Origin of the sequence: Streptococcus sp. LPB0220 (assembly GCF_008727815.1) — a bacterium.
Lineage (GTDB): Bacteria > Bacillota > Bacilli > Lactobacillales > Streptococcaceae > Streptococcus.
In genome coordinates this window covers 1895173-1911157 of the sequence record NZ_CP044230.1, presented here as the reverse complement: position 1 = coordinate 1911157, position 15985 = coordinate 1895173, and the positions used below count along the sequence as shown (strand labels likewise).

Sequence of the window (15985 nt, the reverse complement as noted above, 5' to 3'; positions counted from 1 at the left end):
GTAACCATGTATTATTTTGTACCAGCTTGGTATGGAACGGACCGCATCTGGCAGCAAACAGCTACCCCTTGGTACTGGATGCGAGAGTCCATTGAATTTGACGATACCATTAATCAAGTTCGTATTTTTCAAGAAGCAGAAATGGATCGGATCTTATTGTTGCCTCAATATAGTCCACAACTGCGCTATTTTTTACACCGCCAAGATTTGTTAGAGACAGATGTTCTTTCGATTTTTGATAAAATCCAACAGGTTCCGTCTGATTTGACTATGCGCCCAGTCCAGCTTCAGGACATCGAATGGCCAAGTGAGACCACTTTTTTCTACACTCCCTTTTTGGTAATGGCATTTCGAAAGGGCCACCACCTAGCGAAAATTGATATGGGAGTGGATGGAAATATCCTTACCCTAACCCGTTATAAAGAGGATGAAATCCTATATGTCGAATATTTAGATGACCGTGGGTTTATTTCTAGTAGGGTATACTATAAAGATGGCAAACCTTATTTCCAAGAGTATCTGAGTTTTGATGGACAATGGGTTTTGAGAGAGATGTTGATCGAAGAGAACCGCTCCGTCATGGTCAATGAAGCTTTCTTTCATGCCTTCAAAAAAGAAAGCTACTCTGATATAGGAGAAGTTGTAGCTGAAAAAATGAAGGAACATTTACTGACTCTGGTTCCAGGACGAGATCAGTTGGTTCTGGCAGCTCATCCAGCAAATTTGGCTTTTTTACAAGATACAGCAAGTAGCGTCAAGAAAGTCTTGTCTTTCTATGGGGATCGTCAGCCCTTGTCTGCTGAAAATTTTGCCCTCTATTTTGATATGATTGATGCCCAGCTCTTGATTACAGATAGTGAAAAAACCAAAGAAGCGATTGGAGTCTTTTCTCCTAGTTTGGCTCAAAAGACACACCGGATCACCTCTTTTGACTCCCGACTCCGTTTGGGTTCTAGTCAGGAGCGCAAGGAATCGAAGATTTACTTTTATGTCAATGAAGCCGAGCTCCCAAGTAAGAGCCAGCTCAAGAAGGTCTTAGAAGTGTTGTCTCACCATCCTTTATTTGAAGTTGTTTTTGCATTTTACAATGGCTCGCCGGAGCGTGTTAAGGAATTAGAAGGGCAACTCGAGGAATTGATTGCTAGCGAGCAGGACTTGCATCTGGTTCAATCACCAGCCCAAATGGAAGGGCTTGGGGAAAACCAGATTATCGATGAAGAGTCCGTACAAGACGCACCGGACTATCGCTTTGTAGTTAAGAATTTTTCAAATGAAAATGACATTATTCAAGAGTTGGAAAAAACCCGCTTGATCGTAGATTTAAGCGAGGAACCCAACCTCTATACTCAGATTGCAGGGATCTCTGCTGGGATTCCTCAGGTCAACCGCGTCCAGACAGAATATGTTGATCATTTGAAAAATGGCTATGTCTTATCAAAGGGAGACAAGGAATTAGAGAAGGCGATTACTCACTTTTTATTGGAATTGAAGCCTTGGAACGAAGCCTTGGTCTACTCGATCGAAAAAATTCAAGAATACACCGGTCAACGCTTGATCGAGAAATGGGAAGGATGGATGAAAGAACGTCATGGATAAAAAACAACAAATACCCCATATTCTCCAAATCGGCTCAAGTAGCTGGCAGGATCAAATGGAACTTCCTGCTGGACTTGGCTGGCACTTTTTTCAAGCCACCGCTCTTCCATCGCTCAAAGACTATATGGAAGAAGAGGAAATCTCTAAATTTAAAGCCTTGATTTTAGAGAAGCCAGAAGATTTATTAGCTTTAGGAGAAGACCTGGCTTATTTCCAGCCGTATACCGTTTTTTATGATAAAAGCCATGAACTAGAGGTGCCTTCTGAAGAATTGACCCACCTCTTAAGACTCAAGCAAGCAAGACCCTGGGATTTCTCAAACAAGCATCAATTTCTCTATGTCTTGGAGCGCTTTTTATACGACAATCAATATGGAGATGCCTTTACGGTTCGTGACCTGCGAGTGAGACCTGATTTTACAGGTCAGCAAACGGTGTTGGGGCAACATTTTCTGAAGCTCGAAGGTTCATACGGCGAGGACTATACACCGATTGCTCAGTGGGTCTACAACTATGTGTACGATGCTAGCCGTCCCATCAATTTTTGGTTGGAATATGAAAAAGATCCAAGCTGTCAGCTGCAATTGCGGATTCAATTTTACCGCTTTGGTGCTCTGGGAGAGTGGGTCAAAGATGCAGTCTTTTCAGAAGAAGAGATGCAGCAACCACTAGAATTGGATGGAGCAGAGCCTTATTACCTAGCCTTTTCGCTGGAAGCAAAAGGAGAAGGGACGCTTACGATCGGAGCCTTGCATAAGCGCTTGTCACATGGTCCTTTAGGAGAAATGACCGTAGGAGCTAAGACGCTACGGGACCACAAACGCCAAGAAATTTTTGCTTATTTCCATCCTGGCGATATGAAACCACCTTTAAACATTTACTTTTCTGGGTATCGTCCGGCCGAAGGATTTGAAGGGTTTGGGATGATGCGTGCGATGGGGAGTCCCTTTATTCTCTTTTCTGACCCAAGACTGGAAGGTGGATCCTTCTATATGGGCTCAGAAGAATTAGAAAATCAAATCACAGCCTTTATTGATCAGCACTTGGACTTGCTCGGCTTTGAGCCCAAAGAGATGAATTTCTCAGGCTTGTCCATGGGGACCTTTGGTGCCCTTTACTATGGTGCTCTTTATTCTCCTCATGCGATCTTGGTTGGAAAACCCATTGTCAACCTGGGGGATGTCGCTGCCAATCTGAAATTTAAACGTCCAGATGAGTTTGGAACGTCTCTAGACATGATGCAGTTGATCATTGGGCAAGTGTCACAAGAAGGGATCGGCCAGCTCAATCAACGTTTCTGGGACCGGTTTGAAAAAGCGGACTTTAAGAATACCATTCTAGCCCTTGCCTATATGCGGGATGATGACTACGACCAGCAGGCCTATCCAGATATTTTAGAAGCCTTGTATGAATTACCGGTTCGTATTATCAGTACCAGCCGCGCTGGTCGACACAATGATGCGAGTGGTCCGATCATTGAGTGGTTTGTGACCCAGTACAAAGAAATCATGGAAAGAGACTTTGGAAGAAACCAATGATAAAAATAAAAGAAAATGAAAGCAGACGAATCTACTGGGGCGATACCGTTCTTGCAGATTATCTTTGGGGGTCAACGATTCAAGCAACTGCCCAAGGAAGCGTTCAATTTCAGAACCCCCTCATGCCATCTGGTCAAGTACTGAAAACCTGGCATTCGCAGACAAATTTTGGGGCAACTCGTCAAATTCCTAGTCTGCCCCTGCTCAAACGAGAGCAAGATTATGAATTGGTTATCACGATGGAAGCGACTCCCACTCATACCGTTATGGTAGAAATTATCTTTAGAGATCGCTTTGGAGAGCTTGTTGGCCGTCGAGTAACCGCAGAAGGTCGCTTGCCGTTTACCTATCCAGATCAAGCTTACGCCTACGAAGTACGCTTGCTCAGTGCAGGTTTGCAAGAGTTTACCATCCACTATTTCACTATTCAACCAATATCGTCTGAGGGAGCAGAAGTTCTCGAATAGACGAACATCACTGCAAAAAAGAGGATCACATTGGATTACGTTAAATTAAGAAACATCAAAAAAATCTTAAAAGAAGTCAATAGCTGGAAGGATGACATGGCCCGTTTGACGGATCGTCAGCTGCAGGAGAAGACTGCAGAATTTCGGGAACGTCTAGCAGAGGGTGAGACCTTGGATGATCTCTTGCCAGAAGCATTTGCGGTTGCGCGGGAAGCGGATAAACGGGTATTAGGTATGTTTCCTTATGACGTGCAAGTCATGGGAGGGATCGTCCTACACCAGGGGAATGTCGCTGAAATGAATACCGGTGAAGGAAAAACCTTAACGGCGACCATGCCGGTTTATCTCAATGCCCTAGAGGGCAAAGGGGTTATGGTCATTACGACCAATACCTATCTGGCAACTCGGGATGCAGAAGAGATGGGACAGGTCTATCGCTTTTTAGGTTTGACCGTTGGCGTTCCTTTGAAACAGTCAGAGGACGAAGAATTAGATCCAGAAGTCAAACGCGAAATTTACCAATCAGACGTCATCTATACGACCAATACCAGTCTGGGCTTTGACTATCTAACAGAGAACTTGACGGCTTCAGCAGATGGCCAATTTTTGGCAGACTTCAATTACGCTATTGTCGATGAGATTGATTCGGTGCTTCTAGATAGTGCGCAGACCCCCTTGATTATTTCTGGTTCTCCTCGGGTTCAGTCCAACCTTTATGGGATTATTGACACCTTGATCCAAACCTTCAAAGAGGGGGAAGACTTCAAGTTTGACGAAGAAAAGAAACGCGTTTGGTTGACTCGAAAGGGAGCTCATGCAGCAGAAGCTTTTCTTGCCATTCCCAATCTCTATGATCCCCAATACCGTGATTTAGTCCGCCATATCAGCTTAGCTCTACAAGCCAATAAAAACTTTATTAAGGACAAGGACTATGTCATCCATCCCAATGTCGAAGGACAACCTGAGATTGTCTTGCTAGACCAGGCAACAGGACGTTTGATGGAAATGACCCGCTTGCAAGGAGGACTCCACCAGGCGATTGAAGCCAAAGAAGGCCTCAAGCTAACCCAAGAAACACGGGCCATGGCTTCTATTACCTACCAAAATCTCTTTAAGATGTTTCGGAAGTTAGGAGGCATGACAGGGACTGGGAAGGTCGCTGAGGCAGAGTTTCTTGATACCTATGCCATGTCAGTGATCAAGATTCCAACCAATCGCAAGAAGATCCGCAAAGATTTGCCGGATGAAATCTATCAAACCTTGCCGGAAAAAATCGTGGCTTCTTTGGACTATGTGAAGAAAATCCACGAAAAAGGTAATCCGATTCTGGTCTTTGCCGGATCGGTTGAAATGTCGATTCTTTATTCGAATCTTCTCTTGCGTGAAGGGATTCCACACAATCTTCTTAATGCCAACAATGCTCCCCGAGAGGCCCAGATCATTAAAGAATCAGGTCGAAAAGGAGCGGTGACAGTTGCGACCTCAATGGCCGGTCGGGGAACCGATATCAAGTTGGGACCAGGGGTCGCTGAGTTAGGTGGTTTAGTAGTTGTAGGGACTGAGCGGATGATGAACCAGCGGATTGACCTTCAAATTCGTGGGCGTTCAGGTCGTCAAGGAGATCCCGGTTTGACCAAGTTCTTTGTCTCTTTAGAAGACGATTTGATGAAAAACTGGGGACCAGACTGGATTCAGGATACCTATCAAGACTATGATGTGGATGAGCGGATTGGTTCAGCCAAAGCTCTGACTAAGCGCAAGTATAGAAACTTGGTGGAACGAGCTCAAAATGCTAGTGAAAGTTCTGGTCAGGCTAGTCGTCGAATGACGCTAGAATTTGCGGAGAGTATGAACATTCAGCGTGCCATCGTCTACGAAGAGCGTGACCGCTTGATTAAGCAAGAAGGACGCTTGGACGACATCGTAGAAAAAGCGCTCCGTTCTGTCTTTTCAAGCATTGTTCATAAAAAAGAATACAAGGAACCTGTAGCTTTTTATCGCTATATTTTAGACAATGTTAGCTACCAAGTGGATCCGGAAAAGGCCCACCAAACCTTCCGTAGCAAAAAAACCAAAGAGAATTTCTTATGGGAGATTGCTAAAAGTGAGTTAGAGGCTAAGTATGAAGTCCTAGGCACCGATGAGGTGATCGCCCAATTCCAGCGCATGGCCATTCTAAAAGCTATCGATGAAAACTGGGTCGAGCAGGTCGACTATCTGCAACAATTGCGGATGGCTCTGTCTGGCCAATACACCAGTCAGAAAAACCCTTTGGTAGAATTTTTCCAAGAAGCCTACCAATCCTTTGATCGAATGAAAGGGGCGGCCAAAGAACAAATGGTCCGCAATCTTTTACTGAGTCGAATAGAAATCAATAAAAAAGGGGAAATTGTCTTGCATTTCCCATAAAAGAGGACATTATGACAGTATACAATATCAACCTTGGAATCGGTTGGGCCAGCAGTGGTGTTGAGTACGCTCAGGCCTACCGAGCCCAGTTGTTACGCAATATCCATCAACCAGCTAAATTTGTTTTTATGGATATGATTCTAGCCGATAATATCCAGCATTTGACAGAAAATATCGGTTTTAAAAATGATGAAATCATCTGGCTCTATAGCCATTTTACAGATATAAAAATTGCACCAACGACCTATACCATTGATCAGGTCTTAGCAGGATTTGCTGGAAAACCGACTCGTGAAGAAGTCGATGGCAAGATCAAGCGCTTCTTTTATGAGGACCAGGACAACTTTTTGACCTGCTACCTGCGCGAAGAAAACAGTCCCTATGTCGAACGTTGCGAGTACGTGTCTAGAGGGATTTTGGTGAGAAAGGATTATTTCTCCTATGCCCGCTATTGTACGGAGTACTTCATTCCCAAGAACAACCAAGCCAACTTGATTGAGCGCCGGTTTTACAATGAGGACGGGACGGTTGCCTACAGCATGCAGATGGCGGATGGCCGCGAAATCTATCGTTTCCCAGATCGTTATCTGGTTGGTCGCCAAGAATTGATCCGCTACTTCATGCAGACCCTTCAATTGACCAAACAAGATTTGGTGATTTTGGATCGGGAAACCAATATCGGGCAGCCTATCTTTGAAGAAGCGCAAAAAGCCCGTCTAGGTGTGGTCGTTCATGCAGAGCACTTCAGTGCCAATAATGTTGACGATCAGTATATCCTGTGGAACAACTACTACGAGTACCAATTTACCAATGCAGACAAGGTGGACTTCTTTATTGTTGCGACCGACCGCCAAAAAGAAATCTTGGCCGAGCAGTTTGCCCAATACACCAACCATCAGCCGGCCATCTATACCATTCCAGTTGGGAGTCTTGCCAGCTTGCCACAAAACGAAAATCGCACGCCATTTTCTATGATTACCGCCTCTCGTTTGGCGACTGAAAAGCATATTGACTGGTTGGTGCGTGCAGTGGTTCGGGCCAAAAAAGAATTACCAGAATTGTCCTTTGACATCTATGGAAAAGGTGGAGAAGAAGGCAAATTGCGTTCTCTGATTGATGAATTGGGGGCGGCAGACTATATCCACCTCAAAGGGCATGCCAATCTAGAGGAAATTTATAAGAATTATGAAGTATACCTGTCAGCGTCAACCAGCGAAGGCTTTGGTTTGACCTTGATGGAGGCGATTGGTTCGGGTCTTCCCATTATCGGTTTTGACGTTCCTTATGGCAATCAAACCTTTGTCACAGAAGGTAAAAATGGCTATCTCATTCCACCTTCAGCAGATCAAGTGGTAGATCATATCGCTGCTGCCTTTGCTGAAAAAATCATCCAGCTTTACAAAAAAGACGATCTAGCCAGCATGCGTCAAGCATCTTATGCGCGTGCAGAAGACTTTTTGATCAGCCGAGTAGAAGAAGCTTGGACACAATTGATAGAAGAGGTGACACATGCTGAACGTATTTGATAGCTATTCTCGTGAAAGCCAAGACCTACTCCACTCCATGAAAGAGTCTGGCTTTGACCATCCGACAGTTGTTTTGGAGCCAAACGGTTTCTTGCCCGATGGTGTTGAGTCTCCATTCATCTATTTCTTGGGTCAACCAAAAGGGAAGAAGCGCGGACGCTACTTTAATGAAGTTCCGGTTCCCGATTTTTGGGAAGTTTCTGGGGATAACAGTTCGGGAAAAGTCACCTACTATGGTCAGGAAAAGGCTCGGATTGCTTACCATACTGCTTCCTATAAACGCATCGTTGAGCGCCTGGAGTGGCTGGATGACAAGGGGCAAGTGGTTATGATTGAGCACTATGATCAATACGGTCGTAAGATAGCCGTAACGACTTGTGGTGATCAAGGCCAGCATTTGGTGACCACTTATTTTGAAGGGGACATCGAGCGCTTGACAGAGAATCACCAAACAGGGGATTTGATCTTGACCTTGGACCACCAGCCGATGCGAATTTTCAAGAATCGCTTAGAATATTTTGTCTTTTATCTAGAGCATCGTGGGTTTGATTTGGATGGCTTGGTCTACAATACCCTTGCCACCTCCTTTAGCATTAGTCTTCAGTTGGGCAATAAAGGGATCAAAGGACGCGACGTCTTGGTTTGGCAAGAACCTCTTCATGACAGCCTTCCAGGCAATATGCAGTTGATTCTAAAGAGCCCAGAAATCCGGACCAAGAAGATCTTGATTCCACAAAATGCGACCTATCACCGTGCTCTCCAGTTGACCTCGCAAGACCAGCATAGCTATTTTGGTCCTCTTGGCTACCTGTATGATTTCAAGGTGAAAGACGATATCCGTAAAGACGCCTTTGTCTTGACCAATTCGGATCAGATCGAAGCCCTGACTTACTTAGTAGAGAGTTTGCCGGATGTGACCTTCCGTGTAGCGGCTTTGACAGAGATGTCTGCTAGTCTTCTATCTATGGTTCGCTATCCAAATGTGGTCTTGTATCAAAATATCAGCCAAGAGCGGATCAAAGAGTTGCTTAAGGTCTCTAGTATTTATCTGGACATTAACCACTATGCAGAGGTACAAGGCATTGTTCGCAAGGCCTTCGAACACCAGCAAGTCATTCTTGCCTTTAGCCACACCCTGCATGACCGCCACTTCCTCGCACAAACCAATGTCTTTGACCAAGGAAAAGAAGCGGATATGGTGGCCCGTATCCAGGAAATCTACCAATCTGTGGATAGCTACAGAGAAGCAGTCGCGCAACAAATTGCTCAATCAAGTAGCGTTGATCCAGCAGTTTTCAAAGCTCGCTTGCAAGAAGGGATCGGTGGACAAGGTGAGTGATCGTAAGAAAGATTTATTTTACAAAGAAGTAGAAGGGCGGATGGAGTCTCTCAAACGCCGTCCTTCTGAAAAAGAAAAAGCGACGCGTTCCGAAAAGATCAATGTTACCTTTAATGTGATCATTGGTTTGGTGATTCTGCTGGGTGTTATTTTTACCCTCTTGAGAGTATTAGGAGGATCCTAATATGGAAATGGTATTTGCAATCTTCATCTCGATTTTTTCCCTTGCTCTGGTGGTTCTCATTACTCTGCAACCTCGCCAGCAACAATCGCTCTCAACAGATGCAACCAGTAACTTAGGGAAGCCAAGCTATTGGCGCTCCCACCGCGGGCTCAAGCTAGCAACCCTTGCCGTTAGTATCGTCTTTCTCCTATCTTTATTTCTTTATATGATGGTCGTACAGGCCTAGTGTCTAATAGAATGGATAAAAAGAAGTTGGTATTCTCCAACTTCTTTTAAATTGTAGATAGAGTCATCTTAGAAACTTTCCTTAGGTGAGTACGGACGTCAGCGAACTTCGAGGAAGTTCCATGACTAATTATTGAGCCTAAGGTCTCAATAATCCCGAGTGCCTGAAACATAATTATTTCAGGCACTTATCTCACGGCGGAAAGTTTCAGTAGATGTCTAAGTGAGCCTAATAGTTGATATCTTTTTAATTTTTTAAGTATCATTTAGGATGTATTATGTAAGAAACAGGTGGATTACATTCTAAAAGAAGTTGGTTCTCCAACTTCTTTTTTGATGATGCTTCCTTCTCTTTTGTGGTATACTGAAAGCGACAACATGATTGGAGCTTCCGATGAAAAAGATCCCCTTAGTATTTTCAGGCTGTCTGTTAGGACTGGTTGGCGCTGGAAACCTTCTTGCAGACTCGCTACCCTTCCTTGCTCACGCCTTTAGTCTGACAGGTTTGTTCTTCTGGTTTTTCTTTGTCGTTTATCATGCGATTCGCTGGCAAGAAACCAAGATAGAATTCCAACAACCAGCCCTTTTATCTGGGATGGCGACTTTTCCCATGGCAGGGATGATTCTATCCACCTATCTTTTGCGCCTCTTTCCAGCCTTTGGGGGTCTATCACAGTTGGTCTGGTGGTCTGCCTTTCTCTTGGATCTGGGCTTAATTCTCTATTTTACCAAGACACATGTCCTAGCGCGACCAAGAGCCAATGCCACTCCCAGTTGGACCGTTCTCTATGTAGGCATTGCAGTAGCAGCTTTGACTTATCCAGTTGTAGGAATCAGAGAGATTGCTTATCTCGCTTTAGTGATTGGTTTTGGTTTGACCTTTCTTCTTTATCCCCTTATCTATCATGATTTGAAGCAGTCCCCCTTACCCAGTCATCTGTTGGGCCAAGAAGGCATCTATTGTGCTCCCTTTTCTCTTCTTTTAGCAGCCCTGGTTCGTGTGGGTGGAGCGAGCTTGCCCACCTGGTTCTTACTGATCATGGTGGTGGCCTCGCAAGGTTTTTATTTCTTTGTTTTGACGCGCCTACCGAAAATGATCAAAGAAGGTTTTCAACCTGCTTTTTCAGCCCTGACCTTTCCAACAGTCATCACAGCGACCTCTTTGAAAATGGCCCAAGGCTTGTTGCAACTGCCTTTCTTGACAGCTCTTGTATGGCTGGAAACTCTTCTTTGTCTCTTGATTTTAGTCGCTGTCTTAGGAGGTTATGTGGCTTATCTCAGGGAGTAGGAAGTCATCCTTTTTCATTGAAACCTTGTCACGATTATGGTAAGATGCACTATACGATTTGTCATACTTTATAGGAAAGGTATCTATGAAATTCATCAAAGGAAAGCTCTCACTGCTGTATCCCCTCTTTCTGCTCTTGTTTTATTTTTATGTTCGGCCCCAATTTCGCCCTTTGGCCCAGTATGTCTCCAATAGTGTAGCAAGCGCCAATAGCTATTATTGGACCTTATTTGGCCTAGAAGGCCTCTATGCAGTATTTACAGGATTTTTGGTCTATCGTTTTTCTAAAAAAGCGCAGTTTAAGCTGGGGAAGAATCCTCTTCAAGCTCTGATAGAAGCCGTTTTTGCGGCCTGTTTGGTTTACTGGTTGGACTACTTCATCAGTGGTTTTGTTCAAGGACGGGCAGCCGTTTTGAGTCTGTTTCCACGGGAAATTAGCCCCACAGGGGTGCTTATCCTAGTGATCGCAATGGTTATCATCCGGCCAGTGACAGAAGAGCTGATCTTTCGTGGAGCCTTGGTGAATGCCTACTTTAAAGACTGGAAACTCTATGCTGAGATTTGGCTTCCAGCCCTCATCTACAGTGGCTTACATTTTCTCCACACTCCCTTTTCGCTAGGAGCTTCTATCATCTATCTCCTGCCGAGTGTGATTTTTGGGATCCTGTATTATCGGAGTAAAACGCTCCTTTCTCCTATTTTGGCTCATATCTTGCTCAATCTCTACTACACCTTGCCTTTACTTTTATCTGTATTTAAGTAGCAACCGATTTCCTGAGTGAGATTGGTTTTTTTTGAAAATATGGTATAATAGAATAAATTTAATAGAGGGAGTTGAGGTTTGAAAAAAAGCTACCGCGTCAAACGTGACAAAGATTTTAATGCTATTTTTAAAAGTGGTCAAAATGTTGCCAATCGGAAATTCGTTGTTTACCGCTTGCGCAAAGACCAACCGCATTTTCGAGTCGGCCTGTCTGTTAGTAAGAAACTGGGAAATGCTGTGACCAGAAATCGCATCAAACGTTTGATTCGCCATGTTTTGATCAAACACCAAGCCTTCCTTACGACCGATGATTTTGTTGTCATTGCTCGTAAAGGAGTGGAGGAGCTCGACTTTCATCAAGTAGAGAAAAATCTTGTACATGTCTTAAAATTAGCGCATGTCTACCAAGAAAGGGAATAATGTGAAAAAGAAACTGAAGTTAACTGGATTATTAGGAGCGGCCTTATTGGTCTTGACAGCTTGTGGAACTTCTCAAGTGACAGCTCAGTCGACAGGTGGTTGGGAACGCTTCGTCTACTTCTTTGCAGAAGCCATCCGCTTCTTGTCCTTTGGCGGAAGTATCGGTGTAGGGATTATCGTCTTTACCATTGTCATACGGACTGTCCTCTTGCCTCTCTTCCAATATCAAATGAATTCAACCCGCAAAATGCAGGAAATTCAACCCCTCCTCAAGGAATTGCAAGCTAAGTATCCTGGGAAGGATCTCGATAGCCGGACTAAGCTTTCTGAAGAGATGCGGGCCCTTTACAAGGAAAAAGGCGTCAAAACGTCTTCAGCCTTCCTTCCTCTCTTGATCCAGATGCCGGTCTTGATGGCCTTGTTCCAAGCGCTGAGCCGTGTCGAATTTCTTAAAGTCGGTCACTTTCTCTGGTTGGACCTTGGTGCGATCGACCCGACTTATATCTTGCCGGTTCTTGCAGCACTCTTCACATTTTTCAGCAGTTGGTTGACCAATAAAGCCATGCCAGAGCGTAATGGTAGTGCGACAACCATGATGTATGTGATGCCTGTGATGATCTTCTTCTTTGCCTTGTTCTCAGCCAGCGGGGTCGCACTATACTGGGTGACTTCCAATGCTTACCAAGTCGGGCAAACCTATCTCTTGAACAACCCCTTCAAGATTATTGCAGAGCGTGAAGCAAAAGAACAAGCTTCGCGCGACATGGAAAAACAAAAACGCCGTGCCCTAAACAAAGCACAGAAAAAGAAAAAATAAGAAAGAGGTGGACATATGGTCCTATATACTGGAGCAACTGTTGAAGAAGCGATTCAAAAAGGTCTGAACGATTTAGATATTCCTCGTATGAAGGCACATATTACGGTTGTAGCGCGTGAAAAGAAAGGTTTTCTTGGCTTGTTTGGGAAAAAACCAGCCCAAGTAGAGATTGAGCCCATTGCAGAAACAACTGTTGTGAAAGCTAATCAAAAAGCTGTCAAAGGTGTCCCAGATGAGATCAATGCACAAAACGAACCGGTTAAGACGGTGAGCGAAGCAACGGTCGATCTCGGACGCGTCGTTGCAGCGATCAAAAAGGTCGAAGAAGAAGGAGAAGTTGTCTCTGAAGAAATCAAGACCGAAATCCTGAAACATGACAAAGAAGCAGATACCGTTCTTGAAGAAAAAGGACATGAACATATCCTTGAAAAAGTTAAAGAACCAGCGGCAAAAGAATCAAGCGAATCTGATTTCTCAAACCTTGGTATCGAGGTAGAGGAAAACTACAACATCGAAGAAGTCGTAGATGATGTGACAGCCTATGTTCAAACAGTGGTCGATGAAATGGATGTGGATGCGACCATCTCAAGTAGTCACAACCGCCGTACAGTCAATATGCAAATTGATACCAATGAACCAGGACGTGTCATTGGTTACCACGGAAAAGTCTTGAAGGCTCTTCAACTTTTGGCGCAAAATTACCTCTATAACCGCTACTCAAAGAATTTTTACATTACCATTAATGTGAATGACTATGTAGAACACCGGGCAGAAGTTCTTCAAAGCTATGCTCAGAAGTTGGCAACACGTGCCCTCGAAGATGGGCAAGCCCAACAGACAGATCCGATGTCAAACAGTGAACGCAAAATCATTCACCGGATCGTCTCTAAGATGGAAGGAGTCACTAGCTACTCTGAAGGGGAAGAACCAAACCGTTACGTGGTGGTAGACATCGAAGGATAATCTAGCTATTATTTCCCATAAGGGAGAGACGGGATTGAGCCGATCTCTCCTTTTTTAGGTTTAGAAAGGAAGCAAATGGCATTTGCAGCGATTCGAGAGTTTTTAAAACTTCAAGGGATGAAATATCAGGCACCAGCAAAGGCAGGGGTGCTAGCCTCGGAGATGGAGCAGTATCGTGTCTTAGCTCAAGCGGCTCGTAAGGAATTCACCGATTTGGTCTCGGCCTTTCAGCAGCGTCACCCTTACTTGGAGCAGGATCGGACCAGCCAATGGATGAACCAGGCCCAGGTCTTGCGGCCTCATTTTTGGGCCTATCTAAAAGGAGAAGGGACGATGGCAGAACCTATGTTTGCCTTGAGGCTCTATGGAGATGCAGCTGATTTTGGAGTTTCCTTAGAGGTGAGTTTTATCGAGCGAAAAAAAGATGAGGAGAGTCTTCAAAAACAACACATGGTTCTCACCCTTCCCATCACTCAGCCAGTTTATTATTTCGCCCAGAAAAATGGAGAGAGTCAAAGGGTAGAAGGAACAGAAAAGAATCGCCATGATCTGTTACAAGCAGTAGCAGAAGGGGCGGTTCGTAAGGTCCTCGTTAAATACGATGTTTCTCTAGTTGAGGAGAGTTCCCTAGAGAATATCCTGGATCAGTTGCAAGAGGCGCTGGTGGCTCTGGAACCCTATTACTTGGCAACCCGTCAGGTGTAGAAAGGTGTTCTCCGACCTGTATTTGCAACAATTTTGCCATAGCTATTGACAAATAGAGTCGAATCCGATAGAATAGTAAAGTATGTTTAGTAACTGATCACAACTAGCCGGCTAAACGAATACAAAATCTATGAGGAGGTATTCATCGTGAAACGTACTTATCAACCAAGTAAACTTCGTCGTGCGCGCAAACATGGTTTCCGTCACCGTATGGCAACTAAAAATGGTCGTCGCGTATTGGCAGCTCGTCGTCGTAAAGGACGCAAAGTTTTGGCTGCCTAATTCAGATAAAAACCTAAAAACCAGTAGAAACTCGAGACTACTGGTTTTTGTTTTGTCCGAAAGTGAATTTAGAGGCGCTTTCTGCTATAATAGAAAGAAGAAAAACTCGGAAGAAAAGGAAGATCATGCAGATTTTTGATACCCACACACATCTTAATGTGGAAGAATTCGCAGGAAAAGAACAAGAAGAGCTCGACTTGGCCAAGGAAATGGGCGTTGTAGCTCATAATATTGTTGGTTTTGACAAGCCGACGATTGAGCGTGCCATGGAGTTGGCAGATCAATATCCAGAACTCTATCTCACGCTTGGCTGGCACCCCACTGAGGCAGGAGATTATAGTCCTGAAGTGGAGGCCTATTTACTTGAACAGCTAAAACATCCCAAAGTCGTCGCACTCGGAGAAATCGGTCTGGATTACCACTGGATGACGGCACCAAAAGATGTCCAAGAAAAGGTTTTTCGTCGTCAGATTCAATTGTCTAAAGACTTGGACCTCCCCTTTGTGGTGCATACACGTGATGCTTTAGAAGATACTTATACCATCATCAAGAGTGAAGGAGTCGGGCCTCGCGGTGGGATCATGCATTCTTTCTCAGGAAGTTTAGAAGAAGCGAAACGCTTCATGGATCTGGGGATGATGATTTCCTTTTCTGGAGTGGTCACTTTTAAGAAAGCCACAGATGTCCAAGAAGCGGCAGCTGGCCTTCCGTTAGACAAGATCTTGGTTGAAACAGATGCTCCTTACCTGGCACCAGTTCCCAAACGTGGTCGGGAAAATAAAACAGCCTACACTCGTTATGTGGTAGATTTTATTGCAGAACTACGTGGCTTAACAACAGAAGAAGTATCTCAGGCAACCTATGACAATGCAAGAAAGGTATTTGGCCTTGACTGAGAAAAGAAAAATACCAGAAGTGATTGTCGTGGAGGGCAAGGACGACACAGCCAATCTCCGCCGTTTTTATGAGGTGGATACCTATGAAACCCGAGGTTCTGCGATCGATCAAGATGACTTGGAACGAATTGCTACCTTGCAAGAGTTGCGTGGGGTCATTGTCTTTACGGATCCAGACTACAATGGCGAGCGAATTCGCAAGATCATTATGCAAGAGGTGCCCCAGGCCAAGCATGCCTTTTTAAATCGTGGCGAAGCAGTCCCCAAATCCAAGACTAAGGGGTGTTCCTTGGGAGTGGAGCATGCCAGTTTTGAAGACTTAGAAAAAGCCCTAGCTGGACTGGTCGGGTCTTACGAAGATGAAAATTTCTTTGATATCACAAAGACCGACTTGATGCGTCTCGGTCTTTTGATGGGAAGCGATAGTCGCAAACGACGAGAATACTTAGGAGAAGCCTTGCGCATCGGCTACTGCAATGGCAAGCAATTGATCAAACGCTTGGAGTTGTTTGGAATTAGTTTGGCTGAGGTTGAAGCTACCATGAAAAGTTATGAGAATTGAGAAACT

The 15985-nt window shown here is 44.5% G+C and carries 17 protein-coding genes; all 17 read left to right on the top strand.

What is annotated here, in order from left to right; translation table 11 throughout:
- Positions 1-6: 6 nt before the first annotated feature.
- The 17 genes from asp1 (at position 7) to rnmV (ending at position 15979) form a co-directional block, all read left to right on the top strand.
- The gene (asp1, locus tag LPB220_RS09760) at positions 7-1596 is read left to right on the top strand and encodes an accessory Sec system protein Asp1 (protein WP_150906622.1); all 1590 of its coding nucleotides are present in this window, start codon (positions 7-9) and stop codon (positions 1594-1596) included.
- On the top strand, positions 1589-3133 hold the full coding sequence (asp2, locus tag LPB220_RS09755) for an accessory Sec system protein Asp2 (protein WP_150906620.1): 1545 nt from the start codon (positions 1589-1591) through the stop codon (positions 3131-3133). The genes asp1 and asp2 overlap by 8 nt, the downstream gene beginning before the upstream one ends.
- Positions 3130-3600 carry an accessory Sec system protein Asp3 gene (asp3, locus tag LPB220_RS09750; RefSeq protein WP_150906618.1) on the top strand — a complete coding sequence of 157 codons (471 nt, stop codon included), beginning with the start codon at positions 3130-3132 and terminating at the stop codon, positions 3598-3600. The genes asp2 and asp3 overlap by 4 nt, the downstream gene beginning before the upstream one ends.
- A 24-nt stretch (positions 3601-3624) precedes the next feature.
- Positions 3625-6009 (top strand): accessory Sec system translocase SecA2, encoded by a 2385-nt coding sequence (secA2, locus tag LPB220_RS09745; protein WP_191904635.1) that lies wholly within the window; start codon positions 3625-3627, stop codon positions 6007-6009.
- A gap of 11 nt (positions 6010-6020) precedes the next feature.
- Positions 6021-7535 carry an accessory Sec system glycosyltransferase GtfA gene (gene gtfA / locus LPB220_RS09740; protein WP_150906614.1) on the top strand — a complete coding sequence of 505 codons (1515 nt, stop codon included), beginning with the start codon at positions 6021-6023 and terminating at the stop codon, positions 7533-7535.
- On the top strand, positions 7519-8874 hold the full coding sequence (gtfB, locus tag LPB220_RS09735) for an accessory Sec system glycosylation chaperone GtfB (protein ID WP_150906612.1): 1356 nt from the start codon (positions 7519-7521) through the stop codon (positions 8872-8874). Before gtfA ends, gtfB begins: the two co-directional genes overlap by 17 nt.
- Positions 8858-9058, top strand: a complete 201-nt coding sequence (gene asp4 / locus LPB220_RS09730) for an accessory Sec system protein Asp4 (RefSeq protein WP_412180392.1) — start codon at positions 8858-8860, stop codon at positions 9056-9058. Before gtfB ends, asp4 begins: the two co-directional genes overlap by 17 nt.
- A gap of 1 nt (position 9059) precedes the next feature.
- A complete protein-coding gene (gene asp5 / locus LPB220_RS09725; protein ID WP_150906611.1) occupies positions 9060-9284 on the top strand; it encodes an accessory Sec system protein Asp5 in 225 nt (74 codons plus the stop codon).
- Between the two features lie 393 nt (positions 9285-9677).
- Positions 9678-10571 carry a TDT family transporter gene (locus tag LPB220_RS09720; protein WP_150906609.1) on the top strand — a complete coding sequence of 298 codons (894 nt, stop codon included), beginning with the start codon at positions 9678-9680 and terminating at the stop codon, positions 10569-10571.
- A gap of 85 nt (positions 10572-10656) precedes the next feature.
- Complete coding sequence (locus tag LPB220_RS09715; protein ID WP_150906607.1) at positions 10657-11334, top strand: CPBP family intramembrane glutamic endopeptidase; 678 nt, start codon at positions 10657-10659, stop codon at positions 11332-11334.
- Positions 11335-11412: 78 nt separating this feature from the next.
- Entirely contained in the window at positions 11413-11754 is a 342-nt protein-coding gene (gene rnpA, locus LPB220_RS09710; RefSeq protein ID WP_003002960.1) for a ribonuclease P protein component, read from the top strand.
- Between the two features lies 1 nt (position 11755).
- Positions 11756-12571: a YidC/Oxa1 family membrane protein insertase gene (locus LPB220_RS09705; protein WP_003015944.1), complete on the top strand. Its 816-nt coding sequence runs from the start codon at positions 11756-11758 to the stop codon at positions 12569-12571.
- Between the two features lie 15 nt (positions 12572-12586).
- Positions 12587-13534, top strand: coding sequence for an RNA-binding cell elongation regulator Jag/EloR (gene jag, locus LPB220_RS09700; RefSeq protein WP_049483648.1), 948 nt, complete (start codon positions 12587-12589; stop codon positions 13532-13534).
- Positions 13535-13609: 75 nt separating this feature from the next.
- Complete coding sequence (locus tag LPB220_RS09695; RefSeq protein ID WP_150906605.1) at positions 13610-14239, top strand: ribonuclease P; 630 nt, start codon at positions 13610-13612, stop codon at positions 14237-14239.
- 147 nt (positions 14240-14386) lie between these two features.
- Positions 14387-14521, top strand: coding sequence for a 50S ribosomal protein L34 (gene rpmH / locus LPB220_RS09690; RefSeq protein ID WP_003003086.1), 135 nt, complete (start codon positions 14387-14389; stop codon positions 14519-14521).
- Positions 14522-14646: 125 nt separating this feature from the next.
- Positions 14647-15417: a TatD family hydrolase gene (locus LPB220_RS09685; RefSeq protein ID WP_024055123.1), complete on the top strand. Its 771-nt coding sequence runs from the start codon at positions 14647-14649 to the stop codon at positions 15415-15417.
- The gene (gene rnmV, locus LPB220_RS09680; RefSeq protein WP_191904634.1) at positions 15389-15979 is read left to right on the top strand and encodes a ribonuclease M5; all 591 of its coding nucleotides are present in this window, start codon (positions 15389-15391) and stop codon (positions 15977-15979) included. Before LPB220_RS09685 ends, rnmV begins: the two co-directional genes overlap by 29 nt.
- Positions 15980-15985: the final 6 nt, after the last annotated feature.